We start from the raw sequence: 23,585 nt of genomic DNA on the forward strand, positions 1-23,585 counted from the left end.
CGCGGGCAGCCCACCACGAACTCTCGGGAGTCAGTCTTGACAAGCATCAACACTCACCAGAGCGGGTCACACATCCCTGACGCACCATTCGACGTGCTTGCCATCGGCCGATCAGGGGTAGACATCTACCCACTTCAAACCGGTGTCGGACTCGAAGACGTCGAGACGTTCGGCAAGTTCCTCGGCGGCAGCGCAGCCAATGTCTCGGTGGCGGCCGCGCGCCTCGGCCGGAGAGCAGCACTGATGTCCGGCGTAGGCAGCGATCCTTTCGGGAAGTTCGTCACACGCGAGTTGGCACGTCTGGGCGTCGACAACAGGTTTGTCGTCACCAATTCGGAGTATCCGACACCGGTGACGTTCTGCGAGATCTTCCCTCCTGACGACTTTCCGCTGTACTTCTACCGCAAGCCGCATGCGCCCGATCTTCGGATCACCCCGCAAGACATCGACCTCGACGCCGTTCGAGCATCGTCCCTCTACTGGTCGACTGTGACAGGGCTGTCCGAAGAACCGAGTCGCAGTGCACACTTCGCTGCCTGGGAAGCCCGCGAACGACGCCCGCTGACGGTCCTCGATCTGGACTACCGCCCGATGTTCTGGTCGACGCCCCAGGAAGCAACCAATCAGGTGCAGCGCGCTCTGGCGCACGTGACAGTAGCCGTCGGAAACCGCGAAGAGTGCGAGATCGCGGTCGGTGAGACCAATCCGAACAAGGCCGCCGACGCGCTTCTCGACCTCGGCGTCGAACTGGCCATCGTGAAGCAGGGCCCGAAGGGCGTACTCGGCAAAACGCGAAAGCAGTCGATCACCGTGCCGCCCAACGCCGTCGACGTGGTCAACGGGCTGGGAGCAGGCGACAGCTTCGGCGGATCACTGTGCCACGGACTGTTGGCCGGGTGGCCGCTGGAGAAGGTACTGCGGTACGCCAACGCGGCCGGCGCGATAGTCGCATCTCGGCTCGAATGCTCCACTGCGATGCCGACCGCCGAAGAAGTCCACGATCTCGCCGAAGCCACAGCCACGGAGGCAGTCAATGTCTGACAAGCTCGCCGCCCGCCCCCTCGCCACCACCTACGCCGAAGTGACGGAACTGCGTGCGAGCGATCCGCAGATCATCGAAAAGGCCTGGGCAGCGCGAACTCCTCGCGCCACTGTTCGAGGCAATGGCCGGCTCATGATCGTCGCGGCCGATCATCCGGCGCGTGGGGCGCTGTCTGTCGGCGGCAAGCCGACAGCGATGAACAGTCGTACCGATCTGCTGGACCGGTTGCGCACTGCTCTCGACAATCCCGGAGTCGACGGCGTTCTCGGTACTGCGGACATTCTCGACGATCTGCTCCTCCTCGGCGCCCTCGACGACAAGGTCGTCTTCTCGTCGATGAACCGCGGCGGCCTGGCAGGCGCCAGCTTCGAACTCGACGACCGCATGACGGGTTACACCGCGGCCGGTACCGCGAAGTTCGGTATGAACGGCGGAAAGATGCTGCTGCGCATCGCTCTCGACGACGCGGGCACTCTGCCCACCATGACGGCATGTGCGGAAGCCGTAGACGAACTGGCCGCGGCCGGACTGATCGCGATGCTCGAGCCGTTCCTCTCCAGCCGCGTGAACGGCAAGGTCGTCAACGATCTCAGCCCCGACGCCGTCATCAAGTCCATCCACATCTCCCAAGGTCTCGGCTCCACCTCGGCGTACACGTGGATGAAACTGCCGGTCGTCGACGAGATGGAACGCGTCATGGATGCGACCACCCTCCCGACGCTCCTCCTGGGGGGAGATCCGCAGATCGCGCCGGAAGAAACGTACGCAAAGTGGGACGCTGCACTTCAGCTGCCGTCCGTGCGCGGACTGATCGTCGGACGCGCGCTGCTCTACCCACCCGACGGCGACGTGACCGCGGCCGTCGACACCGCAGTCAAGCTCGTCCACTAGAACCGACCTGGCAGGAGCAAGATGTTCAGCAAGTACTACGTCCCCGCCGGATCGTCCGCCGACGGTGATTTCACGACAGTGGTCACGCCGGAGTCCGCCGGGTGGACCGAATCCAGCTTGTGGACACTCGAACTCGCCCCTGGCGCTGACGTCCACCTGCAGTCCGGCGAGAACGAGATCATCGTCGTTCCACTGGCGGGTTCGGCCGTGGTTGTTGCCGAGGGGACGGAGATTCCCCTCACTGGCCGCGCATCGGTTTTCGACGGTCCCAGCGATTTCGCGTACGTAGGACGCGACGCCGACTACTCGGTCAGCAGCGCTGACGGGGGCCGCTTCGCTCTGTGCGGAGCACGCGCCGGCGCAAAGCTCCCCCATCGATACGGTCCGGCTTCAGGAGTTGCGGTCGAACTCCGCGGTGCCGGGAACTGCAGCCGACAGGTTCACAACTTCGCCACTGCAGACACCTTCGAGGCCGACTCCATCATCGCGTGTGAGGTCATCACCCCCGGCGGGAACTGGTCGTCGTATCCCAGCCACAAACACGACGAGAACAGCGACGTCGAATCGGCCCTGGAAGAGATCTACTACTTCGAGATCGACAGAAGCCCCACCGGGACCGAAGGTTTCGGCTACCACCGCGTGTACGGAACCGCCGAGAGACCTATCGAGGTGCTCGAGGAAGTCCGCTCGGGCGACGTCGTCCTCGTGCCGCACGGCTATCACGGCCCGTCCATCGCAGCGCCGGGCCACCACATGTACTACCTCAATGTCATGGCAGGTTCGGGCGAGATCCGGGCGTGGAACATCTGTGACGATCCGCAACACACCTGGCTACGTGGAAGCTGGGATCACCAGGACATCGACCCTCGACTGCCGTTGCAGTCCCACAACTGACGGAAGTGAAAGCTGTGGCACCCACCAACAACGCAACCGGCAATCGTCCACCTCGCGACGAGCCGACCGTATACCTCACCGTTTCTCAAGCTGTCGTCCGCTTCCTCGCCAACCAGTACACCGAACGCGACGGCCAGCGCACCAAGCTGTTCGCCGGCTGCTTCGGAATCTTCGGGCACGGCAACGTCGCCGGACTGGGGCAGGCACTCTTGCAGGCCGAGATCCAGGATCTCGACGCCGGCCGTGAGCCGACACTCCCCTACGTGCTCGGCCGCAATGAACAGGCGATGGTGCACTCGGCTGTCGCGCACGCCCGCATGAAGGACCGCCTGCAGACGTGGGCAGTCTCGTCCAGCGTCGGCCCCGGTGCCACCAATATGATCACCGGCGCGGCACTGGCCACCATCAACCGTCTACCTGTATTACTCCTTCCCGCAGACACTTTCGCGACCCGCGCCAGTGCCCCCGTCTTGCAGGAACTCGAACTCCCGTCGAGCGGCGACGTCACAGTCAACGACGCTTTCAAACCGGTCTCACGATACTTCGATCGGGTATGGCGCCCGGAGCAGTTGCCGAGCGCTCTGCTCGCCGGGATGCGCGTTCTCACTGATCCCGTCGAGACCGGCGCGGTCACCATCGCCATCCCGCAGGACGTGCAGGCCGAGGCTTTCGACTGGCCCGAGTCCTTCTTCGCCGAGCGAGTCTGGCACGTGGCCCGCCCGCTCCCCGAACGATCGGTGATCGAACGCGCCGCCGCGATCATCCGCTCGGCTCGCAAGCCACTGATCGTCGCCGGCGGCGGCGTGATCTACAGCCAGGCCACCGACTCTCTGGCAGCGTTCTGCGCGCAGACCGGAATCCCCGTGGGGCAGAGCCAGGCCGGCAAGGGTTCATTGGTCTACGACCATCCACAATCCGTCGGGGCGGTGGGGTCCACCGGCACTACGGCTGCAAACGCACTGGCCACCGAGGCTGACGTCGTCATCGGAATCGGTACGCGGTACAGCGATTTCACGAGCGCGTCCCGCACCGCGTTCACCAATCCCGACGTTCGCTTCGTCAACATCAACGTCGCATCACTGGACTCCGTGAAGCAGGGCGGAGTCAGCGTTGTCGCCGACGCACGTGAGGCACTCGACGCGCTGGCACTTGCACTGAACGACTACCGGGTGGACGACGAATATGCGTCCAGGATCGGTGACCTCGCTCGCGATTGGGATGCGATCGTCGAATCCGTCTACAACCCAGCCGAACCCGCTGCCGACGGGTCACTGAATCAGAATCAGGTGATCGGCCTGGTCAACACACTGTCCGATCCACGTGACGTCGTGGTGTGCGCTGCCGGGTCCATGCCGGGTGACCTCCACAAGCTGTGGCGAACCCGTGATTCCAAGGGGTATCACGTCGAATACGGGTACTCGTGCATGGGATACGAAGTTGCCGGCGGTCTAGGCGTCCGCATGGCGTGCCCCGATCGCGACGTGTTCGTGATGGTCGGAGACGGTTCCTATCTGATGATGGCCACCGAATTGGTCACCGCCGTACAGGAACGCCTCAAGGTCATCGTCGTCCTGGTGCAGAATCACGGATTTGCCTCCATCGGTTCACTGTCCGAGTCGCTGGGTTCCCAGCGCTTCGGCACGCAGTACCGCTACCGCTCGAATGACGGACGTCTCGACGGAGGGGTTCTCCCGGTCGATCTGGCCGCGAACGCTGCCAGCCTCGGTGTCGACGTCATCCGCGCCAACACCGCTGCCGAGTTCGCCGACGCGATCAAGGTTGCCAAAGCAAGCGACACCAGCACCGTCATCCACGTCGAAACCGATCCGCTGATCGGCGCCCCGGACAGCGAATCCTGGTGGGATGTACCGGTATCGGCCACCTCCGAACTGGAGTCCACCAAGAAGGCACGGACAACTTACGAGTCCTGGAAGAAGATCCAGCGACCGTACCTCCGTCCATCCGAATGAAAATTCCGCACAACCACACCCCATAAAGCTTGCCCGCGAAAGGAATCTAGACATGAGCGCGATTCGCGTCGGATCAGCCCCCGACTCCTGGGGCGTGTGGTTTCCGGACGATCCACAGCAGACCCCTTACACACGATTCCTCGACGAGGTATCCGCGTCGGGATACGAATGGATCGAACTCGGCCCGTTCGGATACCTTCCGACCGATCCAGCCAAGTTGACGGACGAACTCGGCGCCCGCGGCCTGAAGCTTTCGGCCGGTACCGTTTTCGAACACCTGCACCAGGACGATTCCTGGGATGCCGTCTGGAATCAGATCAAGGACGTCGCCAAGTTGACCGCAGCCGTCGGCGGCAAGCACGTGGTGGTCATCCCTGAGATGTGGCGCGACCCTTCCACCGGAGCGGTACTCGAAGACCGCAATCTGACGCCCGAGCAGTGGCGTAAGAAAACCGACGGCATGAACGCTCTCGGGAAGGCAATGCTCGAGGAGTACGGCGTCATGGCGCAGTACCATCCTCATGCCGACAGTCACGTCGACATCGAAGACAACGTCTACAAGTTCCTCGAAGGGACCGACGAGCGTTTCGTGAATCTGTGTCTCGACACCGGCCACATCAGCTACTGCGGCGGCGACAATCTCGCAATTATCAACAAACATCCGGAGCGCATCGGGTACCTACACCTCAAACAGGTGGATCCGGCGATAGTCGCCAAGGTTGAGGCGGAGGACCTGCCGTTCGGTGAGGCCGTCAAACTCGGTGCCATGATCGAACCGCCGCGCGGAATCCCCGACATGCCGCCGCTTCTGGAGGCCATCGAGAAGCTCGGCATCGACGTGTTCGCGATCGTCGAGCAGGACATGTATCCCTGCCATCCCGACACACCGCTGCCCATCGCAGCGCGCACTCAGAAATACCTGTCCACCTGTGGCGTCCCCGCCGTCCGTTTCAACTGAGCAACACAATCGAGGAGTACCACCGCATGTCTGACAACCAGGATCTCCGGATCGCAGTGCTCGGCGTCGGCATCATGGGGGCCGATCACGTCGACCGCATCACCAACAAAATCGGCGGTGCCCGCGTCACCGTCGTCAACGACTACTCTCTCGCCCGCGCCGAGGAAATCGCAGCACTGACGCCAGGGGCGCGCGTCGTCGTCGATCCGTTCGATGCCATCGCAGCCGAGGACGTCGACGCCGTTGTTCTCGCAACCCCGGGCCCGACCCATGAGAAGCAGGTTCTTGCCTGCCTCGAAGCGGGCAAGCCTGTTCTCTGCGAAAAGCCGCTGACCACCGACGCGGACAGTTCGCTCACGATCGTCAAAGCCGAAGCAGCGCTGGGAAAAAGACTGATCCAGGTTGGTTTCATGCGCCGGTTCGACCACGAATACACCCAGCTCAAGGATTTGATCGACAGCGGCGATCTCGGTCGCCCTCTCGTTGTGCACTGCGCGCACCGCAATCCTGCGGTTCCGAACGGCTTCGACAGCGCGATGATCGTCAAGGACTCACTCGTCCATGAGGTCGACGTGACACGATTCCTGCTCGACGAAGAGATCACCTCGGTGCAGATCATCCGACCGGCCGCGAATTCGTTTGCTCCCGAGGGCATTCAAGACCCACAGATCGCGATATTCGAGACCGAGTCCGGTAGACACGTCGACGCCGAGGTGTTTGTCACCACCGGAGTTGCCTACGAGGTGCGCACCGAAGTTGTCGGCGAACTCGGAAGCGCGATGATCGGACTCGACGTGGGACTGATCCGAAAGACCAAGCCCGGCAACTGGGGTGGGCAGATCACCCCAGGATTCCGCGAACGCTTCGGGCAGGCATACGACACCGAGTTCGCCCGGTGGATCAAGGCAGTGAAGACGGGCGCCGGCACCGGCAACTACATCGACGGACCAGGTGCTTGGGACGGGTACGCCGCGGCCGCTGTCTGCGCCGCCGGTGTGAAGTCTCTGGAGACGGGTCAGCGCGTCGTCGTAGACATGGTTGCGCGCGACTCTGTGGCCGGAGCTTAGCGATGAAGGTCGCACTCGACCCCACACCTTTCCATCACGATTACTCACTACTCGAGCTACCCCGAGTTGTTGCCGATCTCGGGTACGAGTACCTGCAGCTCACACCGCACGTCGACATGATCCCGTTCTTCAATCACCCGAAAGCCGACGACGCGCTCGTCACCGAGTTCCGGAAGACCTGCGCGAGTGCGGGAGTCGGCATCGCGTCGGTGCTCCCGGTCCTTCGGTGGTCCGGCCCGGACGAGGACGCTCGCGAAGCAGCCGTGCGCTACTGGAAGCGGGCCATCCAGATCACGGTCGATCTCGGTGTCAACGTCATGAACACCGAATTCTCCGGCCGCCCCGAAAAGGCCGAAGAGTCCGAGCGTGCGTTCTATCGTTCGATGGAGGAACTGGTTCCGATCATCGAACGCGAGGGAATCGACGTCCTGATCGACCCCCACCCGGACGATTTTGTCGAAGACGGACTAGCCGCGATCCGCACGATCCGTGGTGTGAACTCCAAGAACCTCGGCATGGTGATCGTGGCGTGCCACCAATTCCACATGGGTGGGGACCTTCCCGCCATCATGGAGGCCGCCGGCGACATGGTCCGACTCGTTCACGTGGCGGACACCATGGATCATCACCGTTCCCACGGACTGCGCTACATCACCAACCCGCCAGGCAATGCCGTTCGAGTGCATCAGCATCTCAAAATCGGTGACGGAGACGTCAACTGGGACGAATTCTTCGGCGGTCTCGGCAAACTCGGCTTCTACGAACGTGAGAACACCGTGATGGTGTCGAGCGTCTTCGCCGAGAACGAAAACGCGCACGAGGTTTCCCGGTACCAGCGCGAGACGATGAACGACTACGTCGCCAAGTACACCTCCCCGAACTCCTGAGTCACCAGACCACTAGGAAATACCATGACCAGCACTGATACTCGCGTCATCGCGCACTGGCTGGACGGCAAGCCGTTCGCCGGAACGTCCGAGGACACCGCCACCGTCACCAACCCCGCCACCGGACAGATCACCGGCCGACTGGCCCTGGCGAACCTCGAGGACGCCCGCGCTGTCATCGACGCGGCTGCGGCGGCCTTCCCCGCCTGGCGTGACACCTCACTGGCCCGGCGCACACAGGTACTGTTCAGCTTCCGCGAACTCCTCAATGCTCGCAAAGGTGAACTCGCCGAGATCATCACAGCCGAGCACGGCAAGGTTCTCTCCGACGCCCTCGGCGAAATCAGCCGCGGGCAGGAAGTTGTCGAATTCGCTTGCGGAATACCGCATCTCCTCAAGGGCGGATACACCGAGAATGCATCGACCAAGGTCGACGTCTACTCCATCCGCCAACCCCTCGGCCCCGTCGGCATCATCTCGCCCTTCAACTTTCCCGCGATGGTCCCCATGTGGTTCTTCCCGGTCGCCATCGCCGCCGGGAACACCGTGATTCTCAAGCCCTCGGAGAAGGACCCCACCGCGGCGATCTGGCTCGCCGAACTCTGGGCCGAAGCCGGTCTGCCCCCCGGCGTCTTCAACGTCCTCCAAGGTGACAAGCTCGCCGTCGACGAACTTCTGGAAAACACAGCAGTCAAAGCGATTTCGTTTGTCGGATCCACCCCCATCGCCCAGTACGTCTATGCCACCGGCACCGCCAACGGCAAACGCGTGCAAGCACTCGGCGGCGCCAAGAACCACGCCATCGTTCTGCCGGACGCCGACCTCGACCTCGCCGCCGACGCAATGGTCAACGCGGGATTCGGCTCCGCGGGCGAACGATGCATGGCGATCTCCGCCCTGGTCGCAGTCGGCGACATCGCCGACGAACTTGTTGCCAAGATCGTCGAACGCACCACTCCCCTCGTCACCGGTGACGGCACCAAGAACTCCGACATGGGTCCGCTCGTCACCAAGGCCCATCGCGACAAGGTCGCGTCCTATGTCGATGCCGGCGAGAAGGACGGTGCCACGATCGTGGTCGACGGACGCACAGTTCAGGCCGATGGTGGACCGGACGGCTTCTGGCTCGGGCCCACCCTCATCGACCACGTCACCACCGACATGTCGATCTACACCGACGAAATCTTCGGACCTGTCCTGTCCGTCGTGCGTGTCGATACCTACGACCAAGCCCTCGAACTGATCAACAACAACCCGTACGGAAACGGCACCGCCATCTTCACCAACGACGGCGGCGCTGCCCGACGCTTCCAGAACGAGGTGGAGGTCGGAATGATCGGCATCAACGTCCCCATCCCGGTTCCCATGGCCTACTACAGCTTCGGCGGCTGGAAGAACAGCCTCTTCGGTGACACCCACGCTCACGGGACAGAAGGTGTTCATTTCTTCACGCGAGGTAAAGCCGTCACCAGTCGCTGGCTCGACCCCAGCCACGGCGGCATCAACCTCGGCTTCCCCGAAAACAGTTAGCCGGCAAGACATCTGTGGCCGAGACTCTCGAAGAGGCTCGGCCACAGATGTCTTCGAGAGGTCTACGTGACCGTGGGGTGGTACGTCAGTACCTGAACTCCGGATTCGTACCGACGATCGTCCTTCAATTCGAGGACGATCTTGTCGGCCGATTCGGGGAACACTCTCCCGCCCGACCCGAGAATGACCGGGAAGACCATCAGGCGCAACTCGTCGACCAGACCGGCCAGCAACAACGCGTGGACGAGCGTCCGACTTCCCGCGACCAGGATCTCGCCGTCGATCTGCTCCTTGAGCTTCGGGACAGATTCCTCGATGGGACCGTCGAGCGCCGTCGAGTTGTTCCATTCGAGCGGTTCGGTCGAACTCGTGACGACGTACTTGGGCATCTCGTTCATCTTGTCCGCAAAGCCTTGGTCGTCCTCGCGCTCAGGCCAGGCACCGGCGAAGCTCTCGTAGGTCCGCCGCCCGAGCAGAAGGACGTCCGCGGCGAGGGTTTCGTCGAGTTTGAACTTCATCTGATCGCCCTCCTGGTACGGAAAGACCCATCCAGTGTGCGCATAACCCGGTTCGCCACCGGGCGCTTCCATGACCATGTCCAAGGACACGAATTCTGTCACCACGATATTGCCCATACCGATCCCCTGTCGTCAGTGCGTGTGCGCCATTCGAGTAGCCGACTACCCCACTGTTACAGACTCTGCGTGGTGGTGGAACTCATCGGCGGCGATCGTCCACTATGACCGATGTACAAACCGAATCGCCTGTTTTCGATCCCTCTGCTTGCGTGGCGATTCGGACGTTCCCTCAGGTTCGCATACCCTCGTATATCGATGATGTGGCGTCGAAAGTGTGCAGTGGCAGTAGCCGGAACAGTGCTCTCAGGGAGCATTGCGTTTACCGGTGTCGTAGAGACCTCGGGAGTGGCCGGCGCCCAACCGGCCCCGCCGCCGCCCACCACCACCGAAGCGCCGTTCACAACACCCAACACCGACAGCTGCCCGTTCACGAGTAGCCCGGCACCGGCGATCGATCTCTCCGAAGCACCCGCGCCCGGATCTACGGCCCCGACTGCTGTCCCGATTCCGGAAAGCCCTGTCGGTGGAGACAAGCTCGGCGAGTGCGGTGTTGTACTCCCTGACGGCGCTCCCCCGCTCCCGGCGGATATCGCGGCATCCGGATGGGTACTCGCGGACGCCGAAACCGGTGAGGTCCTCGCCGCGAAAGATCCGCACGGTCGCTACCGACCGGCCAGCACCATCAAGATGCTCTTGGCTCTTGTCGCGCTCGACGAACTCGATCTCGACACCGAAATCACCGCAACTGCCGAAGACGCGGACGCTGAAGGTAGCGCTGTCGGCATCGGCAAGGGCGGCAAGTACACCAACCGGCAACTGATGCAGGGTCTGGTCATGGCGTCGGGAAACGATGCCGCGCATGCTCTTGCCCGCCAACTCGGCGGTGACGCTGCAGCCGTGTCGAAAATGAACGCGCTCGCGGCCGAACTCGGCGCCCTCGACACTCGCACGGCAACTCCATCCGGACTCGACGGCCCGGGGATGAGCAGCTCGCCGTACGACCTGGCCGTGATTTTCCATACCGCCCTGCAGAATCCGACGTTTGCCGGTCTGATCCATACCGAGACCGTCGAATTTCCCGGCTTCCCCAAGGATCCGACGATTCCCGACGATCAGGACCGCCCCGGATTCACTCTCGCCAACGACAATCAGCTGCTCTACAACTACGACGGCGCATTGGGCGGCAAGACCGGCTTCACCGACGACGCCCGCCACACGTATGTGGGTGGCGCGGAGCGTAACGGCCGGAAACTACTGGTGACATTGATGGGCGGCGAAGCCAAGCCGATCCGTCCGTGGGAACAAGCTGCCCGTCTACTCGACTACGGATATGCACTCCCCGCGAGCACAGCCGTCGGCTCGTTGACGGACCGATCCACCGACGATTCCAGTCCCGATGTCACTCGCACACCGTCTGCCGCTGCACCAGGCTCGATCTCGGCAGCACCCACCGCTACCGACGCCGAATCCGACACCACTGACCGCATCCTCATCGGTGCTGTCGGTGGAGTAGTGGTGATCGCGCTGGTGGCGGGAGCCGTTGCCCTCAACCGTCGGAGGCGCTAGCGCGGCCGACGACGCATGAAGCCCGAAAGACCCAGGCCGGCAACCGCACCCGTGGCGATCAGCGCAGCCACGCGAGACGGTGAAGCACCGTCACTGACAACGATTCGCGGCGAGATCACGGCGGGATCCGGCGGCGGAACGAACGCCAGGGCCATACTTTCCTTGGTCGTCGCCGCCCACGCCGTGCAGAACAGCAGCATCCGTGACGCCGTGAACACGAACACGAGCAAACCGATGATCGGACCGAATGCCACGCCCGCTGGTCCGTTGGTGACGGCAGCGAGGTAGATCGCACCCACCTGCTTGAAGATCTCGAACACAATCGCGGCGATAACCGCTGCCTGCGCAGCGCTACGCAGCGTGACAGGCTCGCGCGGCAGCCGGGCGATCACCCACAGGAACACCGCCCACGTCGCCAGGAGTGAGAGCAAGAGTGAAGCAACTCTGAGCCCCACGCCGACACCGGTGATGTTCTCGAGGTTGAGCCATTTCACGATCTGAGTCGCAACCGGCCTACTGCTCAGCGCCGACATTCCCAGTGAGACGACCATGGCGAGAGCCAGACCGACGAGGGCCCCTGCGTCACCAAGTTTGGTACGTACGAAACCCTTCGGCTCGCGCTTGCTCTCCCACATCGCCGTCAGCGCGTCTCGAACGTTTGCCATCCAACCGAGACCCGCGTACGCAGCACCCAGGAGGCCGAAGATTCCGACGCTCGCGCGCGAGTCGATGGCCGAATCGATCAGCGTGTTGATGGTGTCACCCAAGCTGCCCGGAATGCTCTTGGTGATCTGCTCCTGAATCGACTCCAGGTACTCGGGATGCCCGGCCAATACGAAACCGGCCACTGCAAACGCGACCATCATGATCGGAATCAACGCGAGAACGCTGAAGTACGTGATACCAGCAGCGTAATAGTCGCCTTTTTGCTCTTGAAACCGTCCGGCCGCGCGAACCAGATGATCGAGCCAGGGTCGCGCTGCCCTTTGCTTCTCGAGGAAGCTCGGTGCGTCGTCGTCCGTGTCAGCCATTGCCGTCCCCCTCATGTTCGGTCAGGCGTCGTGAGTCCGAATTCGCGTAAGTCAGCCCTTCGGTGCCAGGAATCCGACCTTGTCATAGACAGCGGCGAGAGTGCGTGAAGACACCTCACGGGCGCGGTGCGCTCCAGCCGCGATGATGCGATCCAGCTCTGCCTCGTCGGCAAGGTAACCGTCGACCTTCGCCTTGAGTGGGGTGACGAACTCGGTCAGCACGTCAGCGGTATCGGTCTTGAGGTCGCCGTACCCCTTGCCCTCGTAACCGGCCACCAGAGTCTCGATCGGTACTCCCGAGAGAGCCGACTGAATGGTGAGCAGGTTGCTGACGCCCGGCTTGGCCTGCGGGTCGAAACGAATCTCGCGCTCGTTGTCGGTGACGGCCGACTTGATCTTTTTTGCCGACACCTTCGGATCGTCGAGCAGATTGATCAGTCCGGCCGCACTGGCGGCGGACTTGCTCATCTTGGCGGTCGGATCCTGCAGGTCGTAGATCTTTGCCGTGCCCTTGATGATCTGCGGCTCGGGAACGACGAACGCCTTGCCGTAGCGGGTGTTGAACCGGCCGGCCAGATCGCGTGCGAGTTCGAGGTGCTGACGCTGATCCTCACCCACGGGGACGCGCTGCGGGCGGTACAGAAGGATGTCCGCGGCCATCAGAACCGGATACGTGAACAAGCCGACACTGGCGTTGTCGCTGCCTTGCTTGGCGGACTTGTCCTTGAACTGCGTCATACGGCTGGCTTCACCGAAACCGGTGATGCAGTTCAGGACCCACGCCAACTGTGCGTGCTCGGGAACCTGACTCTGCACGAACAGCGTCGCCCGATCCGGATCGATCCCCACCGCAAGGAGCTGAGCGACCGCAACCTTGGTGCGACGACGCAATTCCTTCGGGTCCTGCGTCACCGTGATGGCGTGAAGATCCGGAATGAAGTAGAAAGCGTCGAAATCGTCCTGCAACGGAACCCACTGCTGCAGCGCACCCAGGTAGTTGCCGAGGTGGAAAGAATCCGACGTCGGCTGGATTCCGGAAAGCACGCGAGGCTTTGCGGTGGGCTTCTGTTCTGCAGGGGTCGACATGGTTCCGATCTTTTCACGAGTGGAAATCAGTGCAGTGGCGTGGTGCCCGGGTAGTCGAGTTCGACGAGGTCTTCACCGTGGGCGGCGAGGTCCTCCGCACCGAACTGGTAGACGGTCCGGAAAACGACGGGTTCCCATTCTTCGGCGTAGAAGTCCATCGTTTCGCAGAACCACTCCAACTGATCCTGTTGCTCGGACAGTAGAGAACCCGCGCCTCGGACCACAACTACATATCCGGCGCCGAGTCCGAGGACGTCGTCGAGATCGCGCATGACATCGTCGAAAGCGTCTTTGTTTCGTCCGAAGTGGGACGGAAACTGGAAGGCTGCCGCGAACTCGTCGAAGACCTGCGCCGTTGTCCGCATGTTCTCTCCGCGAACCACCCGAACGACAAAATTCTCGGCACGGAGTTGACGTGCAAGATCATCTGCAACGGCCGGGTCGCTCTGCAGCGCCACCGAAGCCACATCCGAAGACGGATCCAGCCACTGCGCCACGCTGACCGTAGACGAATCGGACATCAGCGAATCCTCACAAACGTGTCGTAGTGATCGAGGGTGTACCACGCCGAACCGTCGTTGCCGGTGACGATTCGCTCGGCGTCGCGTCCTTGGCCGTTCTTCTTCGGGTTCACGTCCCATTCCTGATAGACGACACGTCCGCCACCGGCACCGACAGCGGGTAGGCGGCCTTCGCTGTTGCGGAAGGTGATGCCGCCCTTGGTGCCCGGCGCATTGGCGGAATCCGGCCACCTCCCGGCGTCGATCTCGACCAGCGTGGCGAGCACTCGCGCCGGCGCATCGGTGCTTGTCTGCTGCGTTGGCTTGGCAGCGGAATTCGAGGGCGCGGAACTCGACGGCGCAGCCTTGGTGGTGGCGCCGGGCTTGGCTTGAACACTCGAGGACTGAACGCTCGAGGACTTCGTACCCGACGACGCCGAACTGTCGGAGTCACGTGAAGAAAGGGTGACCGCCAGTACGAGCGCAACCACCGCCACCACGACGGTGATGATGGCGTTGCGCGTCTTTGCGCTCGGCATTTTCAGACCTTCAGACATACGCGTCTCTATCGGTACGAGACGGTGACAGGCGCATGATCCGACCAACGGAGGTCGTAGGACTCAGCGCGTTCCACGAGCGCGACCTTGGCCCGCTCGGCGTATCCGCGAGTGGCAACCTGGTAATCGATACGCCAACCCGAATCGTTGTCGAATGCCTTTCCGCGGTACGACCACCACGAGTACGGGCCGTCGACACCCGGATGGAGGGTGCGGAAGACGTCCACCCACGCGGAATCTTCGGCGAACAGCAGATCCATCCAGGCGCGCTCCTCGGGGAGGAATCCCGAAGACTTCTTGTTGGTCTTCCAGTTCTTGAGGTCGAGTTCGGTGTGCGCGATGTTCCAATCGCCGCTGACCACCACGTGACGATCGGCAGCCTCGGCCGCCGCAGCGGTGGTAGCGAGGTGAACTGCGAAGGACGCCATGAACCGCTCCTTCTCCTCCTGCTTCGGCGTGAGCGCCTCACCGGAGGGCAGGTACAGGCTCGCGACGGTCAGATCGGCGAAGTCGGCTTCGATGTATCGACCGGCGTCGAGAAACTCGTCGTCCCCGTGACCGATCCGCACCGCTTCAGGTTCCGTGCGTGAGAGCACCGCGACTCCGTTGCGTCCCTTCGCGGACGGCTCGGCGGAGACGAGGAACCATCCGTTGCCGAGCGCTGGTTCGAGAGTCTCGCGAAGCTGATCGTCCGACGCACGCGTTTCCTGAAGGCAGATGAAATCCGCCGACGTCTTCTCCAGCCAGTCGAGCATGCCCTTGCGGGCAGCTGCTCGAACGCCGTTGACGTTCACGGACGTGATGGTGTGGGGCGCAAGAATGTGGGAGTCAGCAGTTTGTGGCACGGCAAGCACCGTAGCCGATTCCACCGACGCGGATGGGCGCCCAGGTCAGCGCGCGGCCCTACGCTGCAGAATCACCGCTACCGCCAGCACGACGAGACCCGCGACGGCCAGCAACGACCCCACCGCTGCCGGCGCGGTGTACCCGTAACCGGCTGCGATGACGACGCCGCCGATCCACGCTCCGAAGGCGTTGGCGATGTTGAGTGCGGCGTGATTGAGAGACGCGGCCAAGGTCTGAGCATCCTCGGCGACATCCATCAACCGTGTCTGGAGGCCAGGCACCATCGACGACCCGGCGAGCCCGATGAGGAAGACGAAGATCAGTGCCGTGTACGGATTGCGCACGGCGATCACGAAGACCGCGAGGATCACAACGAGGGATCCCATCGACAGGAACAAGCCCTTCATCAGTGCGCGATCCGCGAGGTATCCACCGACGAAGTTGCCGGCCACCATGCCCAGTCCGTACAGCATGAGTGCGAGGGGAATGAACGAAGCGCCAAGCCCGGACACGTCGGTGAGAGTCGTACTGATGTAGGTGTAGACGGCAAACATCCCGCCGAATCCGACCATGCCCACGATCAAGGTCATCCACACCTGAACGCGGCCCAGTGCCCCGAGTTCGGTGATCGGATTCGTCACCGGCATACCGTCCAACCGCGGAATCCAGACGAACAGCGAAGCAACCGTTGCCACTCCGATCACCGCAACCAAGGCGAAGGCGCTGCGCCAGCCGAGTGCCTGGCCGATCCAGGCCGCGACCGGCACACCGATCACGTTGGCCACGGAAAGACCCATCATCACCATGGCGACGGCCTTCGCGCGTTTTCCCGGTTCGGCCAGGTGAGCTGCGACCAGTGCGGCGACTCCGAAATACGCGCCGTGCGGCAATCCGGCGACGAAGCGGGCCATCATCAGCGTCGTGTACGAGGGCGCGAAAACCGAGGCGGCATTGCCGACGGTGAACGCGACCATGAGTGCGATCAACAGGGTGCGGCGCGGTACTCGTGCGGTGAGTGCAGCGATCAGCGGAGCGCCGACGACAACCCCGAGCGCGTACGCCGAGATCACGTGACCCGCGACGGGTTCCGAGACGCCGAGTCCGGATGCCATTTCCGGGAGCAACCCCATGGCGACGAACTCGGTTGTGCCGATACCGAAACCGCCGAGAGCGAGAGCGAGCATCGCCGGACCTCTGGCGGAACGAACCCCGGGTGTCGAGGTGTCAGAACGGGAGAGGGTAGACGAAGTCACTGATCAATTGTGGTCTCACACCTGGTTGAACTTCCAAGTGAGAGCGGGTGAGTTCACTCACGTGAGACCGCGAACACAAATGGGACGCCCGGTTTCCCAGACGTCCCATTTGACAGGTGAAGCGGTGAATCTACTTCGCGGCCATGGCCTTCTGCAGGTTCACGTCGAGCGCGCCGAGGAACTCCTCGGTGGTCAGGTAGCCCTGATCGCCGCCGACCAGCATCGAGAGGTCCTTGGTCATCTGGCCGCTTTCGACGGTCTTGATGACAACGTCTTCGAGCGCCTGCGCGAAGCCGATGACCTCAGGGGTGCTGTCGAGCTTGCCACGATGCTCGAGCCCGCGGGTCCACGCGAAGATGGACGCGATCGGGTTGGTCGAGGTGGGCTTGCCCTGCTGGTGCTGACGGTAGTGACGCGTCACGGTGCCGTGAGCAGCCTCTGCCTCACAGGTCTTTCCGTCCGGTGTCAGCAGAACCGACGTCATGAGGCCGAGCGAGCCGAAGCCCTGGGCCACGGTGTCGGACTGGACGTCGCCGTCGTAGTTCTTGCATGCCCAGACGTATCCGCCCTCCCACTTGAGAGCGGAAGCGACCATGTCGTCGATGAGGCGGTGCTCGTAGGTCAGACCTGCAGCATCGAACTCAGCCTTGAACTCGGTCTCGTAGACGTGCTGGAAGATGTCCTTGAAGGCACCGTCGTACGCCTTGAGAATGGTGTTCTTGGTGGACAGGTACACCGGGTAGTTCTGCTGCAGTCCGTAGGTGAGCGACGCGCGAGCGAAGTCACGGATGGACGTGGTGAAGTTGTACTGCCCCTGGACGACGCCGCCCTCTTCGGGGAAGTTGACCAGTTCGTGCTCGATCGGTGCGCTGCCGTCCTCAGGCGTGTAGGTGATCATCACCTTGCCGGGGCCGGGGACCTTGAAGTCTGTGGCGCGGTACTGGTCGCCGAATGCGTGACGGCCGATGATGATCGGCTTGGTCCAGCCCGGAACGAGTCGCGGAACGTTGGAGATGATGATCGGTGCGCGGAAGATCGTGCCGCCGAGAATGTTGCGGATCGTTCCGTTCGGGGAACGCCACATCTTCTTAAGACCGAATTCCTCGACACGTGCCTCGTCCGGCGTGATCGTGGCGCATTTGACGCCGACGCCGTGCTTCTGGATCGCGTGCGCTGCGTCGATGGTGACCTGGTCGTCGGTCTCGTCGCGGTACTCGATACCGAGGTCGTAGTACTCGAGGTTCACATCGAGATACGGATGGATCAACTTGTCTTTGATGAACTGCCAGATAATGCGCGTCATCTCATCGCCGTCGAGTTCGACGACGGTGCCCTCAACCTTGATTTTGGACATGGGTGCTTCGCGTCCTCCTAGGAAGTTTCCCTGGTTACACGGTTGCGGTCACACTTTGTGAGTGGGTCCGCGAACGGTTCGATTATCAAACCTAGACGGTGTGGACTGATCTCGGGAGATGAGTCCCAAACAAGACAAGCGTACTGCTAACCCATGAGGCCGCAACCGGCAGGTCCACTCATCGGTCTCTACTCGCGAGTAACTTTTGCCTGCTAGTGGGCTGCGTCGCTCTGCCTCGCGTGCGGTTGCGGCTCACATTTCGCCCCGTGTCAGGACTGCGCTCACTTCCCGGTAGAATCCGACTTGGTCATGAGTGCCAGCGTCAAGCCCCGGCTCGCTGGACGGCAACCCTCCAACCGCGGTGGGGTGCCCCGGGTGATGACCAGGTTTCCCGACGTGGATCTGCTCGCGCAGTTCCACCGCAATTCGGGTGACAAGCGCGGGTCCGACAGGGACGGACCCCAGACCGGGCCGAGCCCCACGGAGGTATTTCAGTATGTGTCGCACTTGTAGATAGACCCCAGCACGGGGCGGCGATCATTCGCCCCCGTCCGACATCTATCCGTCAGACCACTGGAGTGAACAAATCATGACCGACAACACAGCCGACGCCGCAGCAACTTCGGATCCGACCGCGAACTGGTCGTTCGAGACCAAGCAGGTGCACGCCGGACAAACAGCGGACACCGCCACAAATGCGCGCGCTCTGCCGATCTACCAGACCACCAGCTACGTCTTCGACAGCACCGATCACGCTGCGGCACTGTTCGGCCTCGCCGAGCCGGGCAACATCTACACGCGGATCATGAATCCCACACAGGACGCCGTCGAGCAGCGCATCGCTGCCCTCGAAGGCGGGGTCGCCGCACTCCTCCTCTCCTCGGGTCAGGCCGCCGAGACCATCGCGATCCTCAACATCGCCGAGGCCGGCGACCACATCGTCTCCAGCCCGTACCTGTACGGCGGCACGTACAACCTCCTGCATTACACCCTTCGTAAGCTGGGCATCGAAGTCACGTTCGTCGAGGATCCCGACAATCTCGAGCAGTGGCGCGAAGCCATTCGCCCGAACACGAAGGCGTTCTACGGCGAAACGATCGCCAATCCGAAGAACCACATCCTCGACCTACCCGGTATCTCGTCACTGGCCCACGAGAACGGTCTTCCGTTGATCGTGGACAACACAGTCGCGACGCCGTACCTGCTTCGCCCACTCGAACACGGCGCCGACATCGTCGTTCACTCCGCCACCAAATACCTTGGTGGACACGGCACCGCGATCGCCGGCGTCATCGTCGACGGTGGCACTTTCGACTGGACGCAGGGTCGCCACACGAACTTCACGACGCCTGATCCCAGCTACCACGGCGTCACCTTCGCGGACCTCGGCGCGCCGGCGTTCGCACTCAAGGCCCGCGTCCAACTGCTGCGCGATCTCGGTTCCGCCGTGGCGCCGTTCAACGCGTTCCTCATCGCGCAGGGTATCGAAACCTTGAGCCTGCGCATCGAGCGCCACGTATCCAATGCACAGAAGGTCGCCGAATTCCTCGACGGTCACGTCGAGGTCGCCTCCGTTTCCTACGCGGGACTCCCCTCCTCGCCATGGTTCGAACGCGGAAAGCAGCTGACGCCCAAGGGAACCGGCGCCATCGTCACCTTCGAGCTGCCCGGCGGTATCGATGCGGGCAAGACGTTCGTCAACGCCCTGACGCTGCACAGCCACGTCGCCAACATCGGTGACGTTCGCTCACTCGTGATCCACCCCGCCTCGACGACACACTCGCAGCTCACCCCCGAAGAGCAGCTCGCCTCCGGTGTCACACCCGGGCTCGTTCGCCTCGCGGTCGGCATCGAAGGAATCGACGACATCCTCGCCGATCTCACCGTCGGCCTGGCAGCGGTGGCAAACTCGTGACCGTGAACGAATTGGAGCCCAGGATCGACCTCCTGCCCCCACCCGACGGCCAGGTGGGGTTCGTCGACATCGGTGCCTTGGAACTCGAGAGCGGCGCGGTGCTCCCATCGGTTTCGCTCGCCGTTCAGCGGTGGGGTGAGCTTTCCCCGAACCGCGACAACGTCGTACTCGTCGAGCACGCACTGACCGGAGACTCACACGTCACCGGACCGATCTCCGCGAATCAGCCCTCCCCCGGCTGGTGGAACGGGATGGTCGGCCCCGGCGAACCGATCGACACCGGCGAATGGTGCGTCATCGCAACCAATGTCCTCGGTGGTTGTCGCGGCACGACCGGTCCCAGTTCGCCGGCCGACGACGGCAAGCCGTGGGGCAGCAGGTTCCCGGAGATCTCCATCCGGGATCAGATCGCGGCGGAGAAGAAGCTCGTCGATCTCCTCGGGATCGACCAGTTGGCCTCGGTAGTCGGCGGATCCATGGGGGGCATGCGCACCCTCGAATGGGCAGTTACCTACCCGGACGGCATTCGCTCCGCGTTGGTTCTCGCAACCGGTTCACGGGCCACTGCAGATCAGATCGGCACCCAGACGACGCAGATCGCTGCCATCGTCTCCGATCCGGATTGGCAGGGCGGTGACTACCACGGAACGGGGCGGGCACCTCGCACCGGACTCGGCATCGCCCGTCGCATCGCGCACCTGACGTACCGCACCGAGTCCGAACTGGACGCACGCTTCGAGAACTCCGCTCAGAACGACGAAAATCCTTGGAACGGTGGACGATACGCCGTACAAAGTTACCTGGAACATCAGGCAGACAAGCTGGTCGACCGCTTCGACCCGAGCACGTACGTCCTACTGACCGAGGCCATGAACCGGCACGACATCGGTCGTGGACGCGGCGGTGTTGCGGCGGCGTTGGCATCGATCACGGCACCGGTCGTGGTGGGCGGCGTCGACTCGGATCGGCTGTATCCCCTTCGCTTGCAGGAGGAGATCGCCGACGGAATTTCCACGTGCAGCGGCCTCGAGATTCTCAAGTCCAAGGACGGCCACGACGGCTTCCTGACGGAGGCGGACGCCGTCGCCGGACTGCTTCGCCGAACGATGGAGTTCGCGCGTACGGCTCGCTGATTCGGCACAGAGCCACGTTTTCAGGATTCGTCAATGTCGGGAAAACCACAGCTGATCTGCGGGTTTTCCCGACATTCTCATTGGCGAACGTGAGCCGGCGCGGCTAGCATCGGCGAACGTGAATCAGCCATGCTCGACGCGCCTGCAGGCTACGTACATTCCCGAGCACATGTCCTTCGCGTTCTGGGGTGACGCAGACCCGGCAGCGCGGCTGTCGGCACTGGGGATGCCGACCGGGTCGCCGGGCGTGTGCAGGCTTGCGATCCCGGTCGACGAGTCGATCACAGCAACCGACGTCGAAGCGCAACTGCTCGACCTCACCACCGCGATCGACGCGTTCCACAACCTCGATGCTGGTCGCGGCGACCTCGGATCGTCGCTGCTCGCGTGGAAGCGCGTCATCGACACCGGCGCACATGACATTCCGACCGCAGCGCATGCCGCTATCGAGCGCGACGACACGAAGATCCGAAGCGCCGCGTCCACGGTGCGGTTGTTCACGGAAGCGCGCGCGGCCATCGAGAGTCTTCGCCGAGCAAAGATTCAGGCGACTCTGCGCCCGTATCAAATGCAGGGAGTTGCCTGGCTGACGGCTCTGTCGGGTTCGGGCGGTGGGATCTTGGCCGACGAGATGGGTTTGGGTAAGACACTGCAAGCGATTTCGATGATCGCGATCCGCGCCGGCGACGGTCCGCATCTGGTTGTGTGTCCCACCTCGGTGATAGGAAACTGGCGCCGCGAGATCGAGCGATTCGCTCCGCATCTGCCACTGCACGTTCATCACGGGGCCGCCCGTGCACTTCCCACTCGTATCCCCGCCGGCACTACGGTTCTGACCAGCTACAGCGTCTTGCGTTCCGACGCAGCCCAATTGGCCCCGGTCCATTGGAGTTCAGTGGTCTTCGACGAGGCGCAACAGATCAAGAACCCCGCTTCCCTCGCCGCGAAAGCAGCAATGCAGTTGTCGGCGGACGTCAAGGTAGCGATGACCGGCACGCCGGTGGAGAACCGTCTCGAAGAATTGTGGTCGCTCTTTCGCGTCGCCAATCCCGACGTCCTCGGAACTCGCGCACGGTTTCGTCAACGCTTTGCCGTACCGATCGAATCCGGTCGATCGGCCACCGCGGCGACCAGGCTTGCCGCGGTCATCGATCCCTTCATTCTGCGCAGAACCAAAGACACAGTGGCCAAGGATCTTCCGCCCAAGCAGTTCTCCACGGTCTCGTGCACTCTGACGTCGGAACAGGCGCGCATCTACCGGTCGGCAGTTGCCGATGCGCTCGACTCCGGATTGGGCACGGGAATTGCCCGGCGTGGCAACATCCTTGCGCTTCTGACCACTCTCAAGCAGGTATGCAATCACCCGGCGCAGGTCACCGGCGATACGGACGACCTCTACGGAAGATCCGGAAAGCTCGACCGCGCAACGGAAATGATCGCCGAGATCGTCGACGACGGCGATCGCGCGCTGATATTCACGCAGTACCGGACGATGGGCGAGATGCTCTCGCGACACCTGGGAGCCGAACTGGGTATCGGTGCCGTGCCTTTCCTCCACGGCGGCCTGAACACCGACAAACGAGACGCGATGGTCGACGCGTTCCAGAACGAGACGGATTCACCACCGGTTCTGATTCTGAGCTTGCGCGCCGCCGGCTTCGGCCTCAACCTCACGCGCGCAAGTCATGTCGTGCACTACGACCGGTGGTGGAACCCAGCCGTCGAGGATCAAGCAACCGACCGGGCACACCGCATCGGCCAGAAACGCACCGTCAACGTCCACACCTTGGTGACGGGCGGTACCGTGGAGGATCACATAGCAGCGATGCACGAGTCCAAACGAGCTGTGGCCGATGCTGTCTCCGGGAACGTCGAGGCCGCGCTGGCCGATCTCCCCGACGCCGAACTGCGTGAACTTCTCGAACTCGACGGCGCGGTGATCATCTGATGGCCAACGAATTCGGCGTCACCGCTTGGGGTCGAGCGTGGCTGCGCACGGTGGAGCGGACCGCGGCATCCGGTCCGAACCCGTCCCTGCCGACGGCTCGCACCCTGGCACGCAACGGTTCCGTGGAGTTCACCGTCGTCTCGTCGGGGACCGTCGTCGCCGAGGTGAGCACCAAGGCAAAAACTTCGTCAGTGACGATTGGTGTCCCGCTCTGGACCAAATCCGAGATCGCTGCAGTGAAGAGCCTTCTCCGTTCGGCTGGAAAGGCGAACAGATCCGTCTCCACCGGCGAACTGCCGGACAGCGTCGTCACCGAACTGCAGGCTCGAAATATCGCAGTAGCCGTTGATCTTTCGGAGTGCACTTCCAGCTGCGACTGCTCAGGTCGACGCTCGCCGTGCGTTCACCATCTCGCCGCGATCTACGCCCTCGCCGGGCGAATCGACGAGGAACCTGCACTTGCGGTGACGTTACGGAGTGCACCGGTCAAGGCTGGAAAGAAGTCGACATCCACACATTCGCCGGAGTGGATCCCTTTGAGTGATATCGACATTCGCTCGTTCTACGGGGACTGACCTT

At 62.8% G+C, this 23,585-nt stretch carries 21 protein-coding genes and 1 riboswitch; of the genes, 13 read left to right on the forward strand and 8 right to left on the reverse strand.

The features are described 5' to 3' along the window. The first annotated feature begins 36 nt into the window (after nt 1–36). From iolC to ABIE52_RS11660, 8 genes are read left to right on the forward strand one after another with little or no spacing between them, the layout of a single operon-like run. On the forward strand, nt 37–1,041 hold the full coding sequence (iolC, locus tag ABIE52_RS11625) for a 5-dehydro-2-deoxygluconokinase (RefSeq protein WP_192712568.1): 1,005 nt from the start codon (nt 37–39) through the stop codon (nt 1,039–1,041). Further along, on the forward strand, nt 1,034–1,933 hold the full coding sequence (locus ABIE52_RS11630; protein ID WP_021332504.1) for a Cgl0159 family (beta/alpha)8-fold protein: 900 nt from the start codon (nt 1,034–1,036) through the stop codon (nt 1,931–1,933). The genes iolC and ABIE52_RS11630 overlap by 8 nt, the downstream gene beginning before the upstream one ends. Nucleotides 1,934–1,954: 21 nt before the next feature. Further along, a complete protein-coding gene (iolB, locus tag ABIE52_RS11635; protein WP_192712569.1) occupies nt 1,955–2,827 on the forward strand; it encodes a 5-deoxy-glucuronate isomerase in 873 nt (290 codons plus the stop codon). 14 nt (nt 2,828–2,841) lie between these two features. Next, nucleotides 2,842–4,797 carry a 3D-(3,5/4)-trihydroxycyclohexane-1,2-dione acylhydrolase (decyclizing) gene (iolD, locus tag ABIE52_RS11640; RefSeq protein WP_030535076.1) on the forward strand — a complete coding sequence of 652 codons (1,956 nt, stop codon included), beginning with the start codon at nt 2,842–2,844 and terminating at the stop codon, nt 4,795–4,797. 52 nt (nt 4,798–4,849) lie between these two features. Further along, nucleotides 4,850–5,755 (forward strand): sugar phosphate isomerase/epimerase family protein, encoded by a 906-nt coding sequence (locus ABIE52_RS11645; RefSeq protein WP_007727370.1) that lies wholly within the window; start codon nt 4,850–4,852, stop codon nt 5,753–5,755. Between the two features lie 26 nt (nt 5,756–5,781). Beyond that, a complete protein-coding gene (locus ABIE52_RS11650; protein WP_042449660.1) occupies nt 5,782–6,822 on the forward strand; it encodes a Gfo/Idh/MocA family protein in 1,041 nt (346 codons plus the stop codon). A gap of 2 nt (nt 6,823–6,824) precedes the next feature. After that, nucleotides 6,825–7,709 (forward strand): sugar phosphate isomerase/epimerase family protein, encoded by an 885-nt coding sequence (locus ABIE52_RS11655; protein WP_192712570.1) that lies wholly within the window; start codon nt 6,825–6,827, stop codon nt 7,707–7,709. A 24-nt stretch (nt 7,710–7,733) separates the two neighbouring features. Next, nucleotides 7,734–9,239, forward strand: coding sequence for a CoA-acylating methylmalonate-semialdehyde dehydrogenase (locus ABIE52_RS11660; protein ID WP_354541487.1), 1,506 nt, complete (start codon nt 7,734–7,736; stop codon nt 9,237–9,239). A 62-nt stretch (nt 9,240–9,301) separates the two neighbouring features. On the opposite strand, the gene ABIE52_RS11665 is transcribed toward ABIE52_RS11660, so the two are convergent. Then, complete coding sequence (locus ABIE52_RS11665; RefSeq protein ID WP_021343647.1) at nt 9,302–9,874, reverse strand: dihydrofolate reductase family protein; 573 nt, start codon at nt 9,872–9,874, stop codon at nt 9,302–9,304. 198 nt (nt 9,875–10,072) lie between these two features. Between ABIE52_RS11665 and ABIE52_RS11670 the strand changes: the two genes are divergently transcribed. Continuing rightward, nucleotides 10,073–11,383 carry a D-alanyl-D-alanine carboxypeptidase family protein gene (locus ABIE52_RS11670; RefSeq protein WP_080726637.1) on the forward strand — a complete coding sequence of 437 codons (1,311 nt, stop codon included), beginning with the start codon at nt 10,073–10,075 and terminating at the stop codon, nt 11,381–11,383. On the opposite strand, the gene yhjD is transcribed toward ABIE52_RS11670, so the two are convergent. The 7 genes from yhjD to ABIE52_RS11705 all read right to left on the reverse strand — a co-directional run bounded on the left by yhjD (nt 11,380) and on the right by ABIE52_RS11705 (nt 18,010). Continuing rightward, a complete protein-coding gene (yhjD, locus tag ABIE52_RS11675) occupies nt 11,380–12,414 on the reverse strand; it encodes an inner membrane protein YhjD (RefSeq protein ID WP_192712571.1) in 1,035 nt (344 codons plus the stop codon). The two genes, ABIE52_RS11670 and yhjD, sit on opposite strands and share 4 nt — an antisense overlap. A 51-nt stretch (nt 12,415–12,465) precedes the next feature. Continuing rightward, on the reverse strand, nt 12,466–13,500 hold the full coding sequence (gene trpS / locus ABIE52_RS11680) for a tryptophan--tRNA ligase (RefSeq protein WP_003941025.1): 1,035 nt from the start codon (nt 13,498–13,500) through the stop codon (nt 12,466–12,468). Between the two features lie 26 nt (nt 13,501–13,526). Next, on the reverse strand, nt 13,527–14,021 hold the full coding sequence (locus ABIE52_RS11685; RefSeq protein ID WP_007727381.1) for a barstar family protein: 495 nt from the start codon (nt 14,019–14,021) through the stop codon (nt 13,527–13,529). Continuing rightward, complete coding sequence (locus ABIE52_RS11690) at nt 14,021–14,539, reverse strand: guanyl-specific ribonuclease (protein WP_054800923.1); 519 nt, start codon at nt 14,537–14,539, stop codon at nt 14,021–14,023. The genes ABIE52_RS11685 and ABIE52_RS11690 overlap by 1 nt, the downstream gene beginning before the upstream one ends. Before the next feature lie 26 nt (nt 14,540–14,565). After that, entirely contained in the window at nt 14,566–15,411 is an 846-nt protein-coding gene (locus tag ABIE52_RS11695) for an exodeoxyribonuclease III (RefSeq protein WP_007727385.1), read from the reverse strand. A 36-nt stretch (nt 15,412–15,447) separates the two neighbouring features. Next, a complete protein-coding gene (locus ABIE52_RS11700) occupies nt 15,448–16,656 on the reverse strand; it encodes an MFS transporter (RefSeq protein ID WP_371714359.1) in 1,209 nt (402 codons plus the stop codon). Between the two features lie 130 nt (nt 16,657–16,786). Next, the gene (locus ABIE52_RS11705) at nt 16,787–18,010 is read right to left on the reverse strand and encodes an NADP-dependent isocitrate dehydrogenase (protein WP_003940772.1); all 1,224 of its coding nucleotides are present in this window, start codon (nt 18,008–18,010) and stop codon (nt 16,787–16,789) included. 305 nt (nt 18,011–18,315) lie between these two features. Then, nucleotides 18,316–18,456: riboswitch (SAM riboswitch) on the forward strand. Nucleotides 18,457–18,599: 143 nt separating this feature from the next. Between ABIE52_RS11705 and ABIE52_RS11710 the strand changes: the two genes are divergently transcribed. The 4 genes from ABIE52_RS11710 (at nt 18,600) to ABIE52_RS11725 (ending at nt 23,581) form a co-directional block, all read left to right on the forward strand. After that, nucleotides 18,600–19,925 (forward strand): bifunctional o-acetylhomoserine/o-acetylserine sulfhydrylase, encoded by a 1,326-nt coding sequence (locus ABIE52_RS11710; protein ID WP_007727392.1) that lies wholly within the window; start codon nt 18,600–18,602, stop codon nt 19,923–19,925. Next, nucleotides 19,922–21,058, forward strand: coding sequence for a homoserine O-acetyltransferase MetX (gene metX / locus ABIE52_RS11715; RefSeq protein ID WP_007727395.1), 1,137 nt, complete (start codon nt 19,922–19,924; stop codon nt 21,056–21,058). Before ABIE52_RS11710 ends, metX begins: the two co-directional genes overlap by 4 nt. 169 nt (nt 21,059–21,227) lie before the next feature. After that, the gene (locus ABIE52_RS11720; protein WP_192712603.1) at nt 21,228–23,006 is read left to right on the forward strand and encodes a DEAD/DEAH box helicase; all 1,779 of its coding nucleotides are present in this window, start codon (nt 21,228–21,230) and stop codon (nt 23,004–23,006) included. Continuing rightward, nucleotides 23,006–23,581 (forward strand): SWIM zinc finger family protein, encoded by a 576-nt coding sequence (locus ABIE52_RS11725; protein ID WP_007727398.1) that lies wholly within the window; start codon nt 23,006–23,008, stop codon nt 23,579–23,581. Before ABIE52_RS11720 ends, ABIE52_RS11725 begins: the two co-directional genes overlap by 1 nt. Nucleotides 23,582–23,585 lie beyond the last annotated feature (4 nt).

The sequence above is a fragment of the Rhodococcus sp. OAS809 genome (assembly GCF_040546695.1).
Lineage (GTDB): Bacteria > Actinomycetota > Actinomycetes > Mycobacteriales > Mycobacteriaceae > Rhodococcus_F > Rhodococcus_F qingshengii.

What these genes read in the sequence shown, in the direction of transcription:
- ABIE52_RS11645 (WP_007727370.1), top strand. Translation starts at nt 4,850, where the DNA reads ATGAGCGCGATTCGCGTCGGATCAGCCCCCGACTCCTGGGGCGTGTGG.
- ABIE52_RS11705 (WP_003940772.1), bottom strand. Translation starts at nt 18,010, where the DNA reads ATGTCCAAAATCAAGGTTGAGGGCACCGTCGTCGAACTCGACGGCGAT.
- ABIE52_RS11650 (WP_042449660.1), top strand. Translation starts at nt 5,782, where the DNA reads ATGTCTGACAACCAGGATCTCCGGATCGCAGTGCTCGGCGTCGGCATC.
- ABIE52_RS11720 (WP_192712603.1), top strand. Translation starts at nt 21,228, where the DNA reads ATGTCCTTCGCGTTCTGGGGTGACGCAGACCCGGCAGCGCGGCTGTCG.
- iolB (WP_192712569.1), top strand. Translation starts at nt 1,955, where the DNA reads ATGTTCAGCAAGTACTACGTCCCCGCCGGATCGTCCGCCGACGGTGAT.
- ABIE52_RS11660 (WP_354541487.1), top strand. Translation starts at nt 7,734, where the DNA reads ATGACCAGCACTGATACTCGCGTCATCGCGCACTGGCTGGACGGCAAG.
- ABIE52_RS11655 (WP_192712570.1), top strand. Translation starts at nt 6,825, where the DNA reads ATGAAGGTCGCACTCGACCCCACACCTTTCCATCACGATTACTCACTA.
- ABIE52_RS11690 (WP_054800923.1), bottom strand. Translation starts at nt 14,539, where the DNA reads ATGCCGAGCGCAAAGACGCGCAACGCCATCATCACCGTCGTGGTGGCG.
- ABIE52_RS11710 (WP_007727392.1), top strand. Translation starts at nt 18,600, where the DNA reads ATGACCGACAACACAGCCGACGCCGCAGCAACTTCGGATCCGACCGCG.
- ABIE52_RS11665 (WP_021343647.1), bottom strand. Translation starts at nt 9,874, where the DNA reads ATGGGCAATATCGTGGTGACAGAATTCGTGTCCTTGGACATGGTCATG.
- ABIE52_RS11685 (WP_007727381.1), bottom strand. Translation starts at nt 14,021, where the DNA reads ATGTCCGATTCGTCTACGGTCAGCGTGGCGCAGTGGCTGGATCCGTCT.
- yhjD (WP_192712571.1), bottom strand. Translation starts at nt 12,414, where the DNA reads ATGGCTGACACGGACGACGACGCACCGAGCTTCCTCGAGAAGCAAAGG.
- ABIE52_RS11670 (WP_080726637.1), top strand. Translation starts at nt 10,073, where the DNA reads ATGATGTGGCGTCGAAAGTGTGCAGTGGCAGTAGCCGGAACAGTGCTC.
- ABIE52_RS11630 (WP_021332504.1), top strand. Translation starts at nt 1,034, where the DNA reads ATGTCTGACAAGCTCGCCGCCCGCCCCCTCGCCACCACCTACGCCGAA.
- ABIE52_RS11725 (WP_007727398.1), top strand. Translation starts at nt 23,006, where the DNA reads ATGGCCAACGAATTCGGCGTCACCGCTTGGGGTCGAGCGTGGCTGCGC.
- trpS (WP_003941025.1), bottom strand. Translation starts at nt 13,500, where the DNA reads ATGTCGACCCCTGCAGAACAGAAGCCCACCGCAAAGCCTCGCGTGCTT.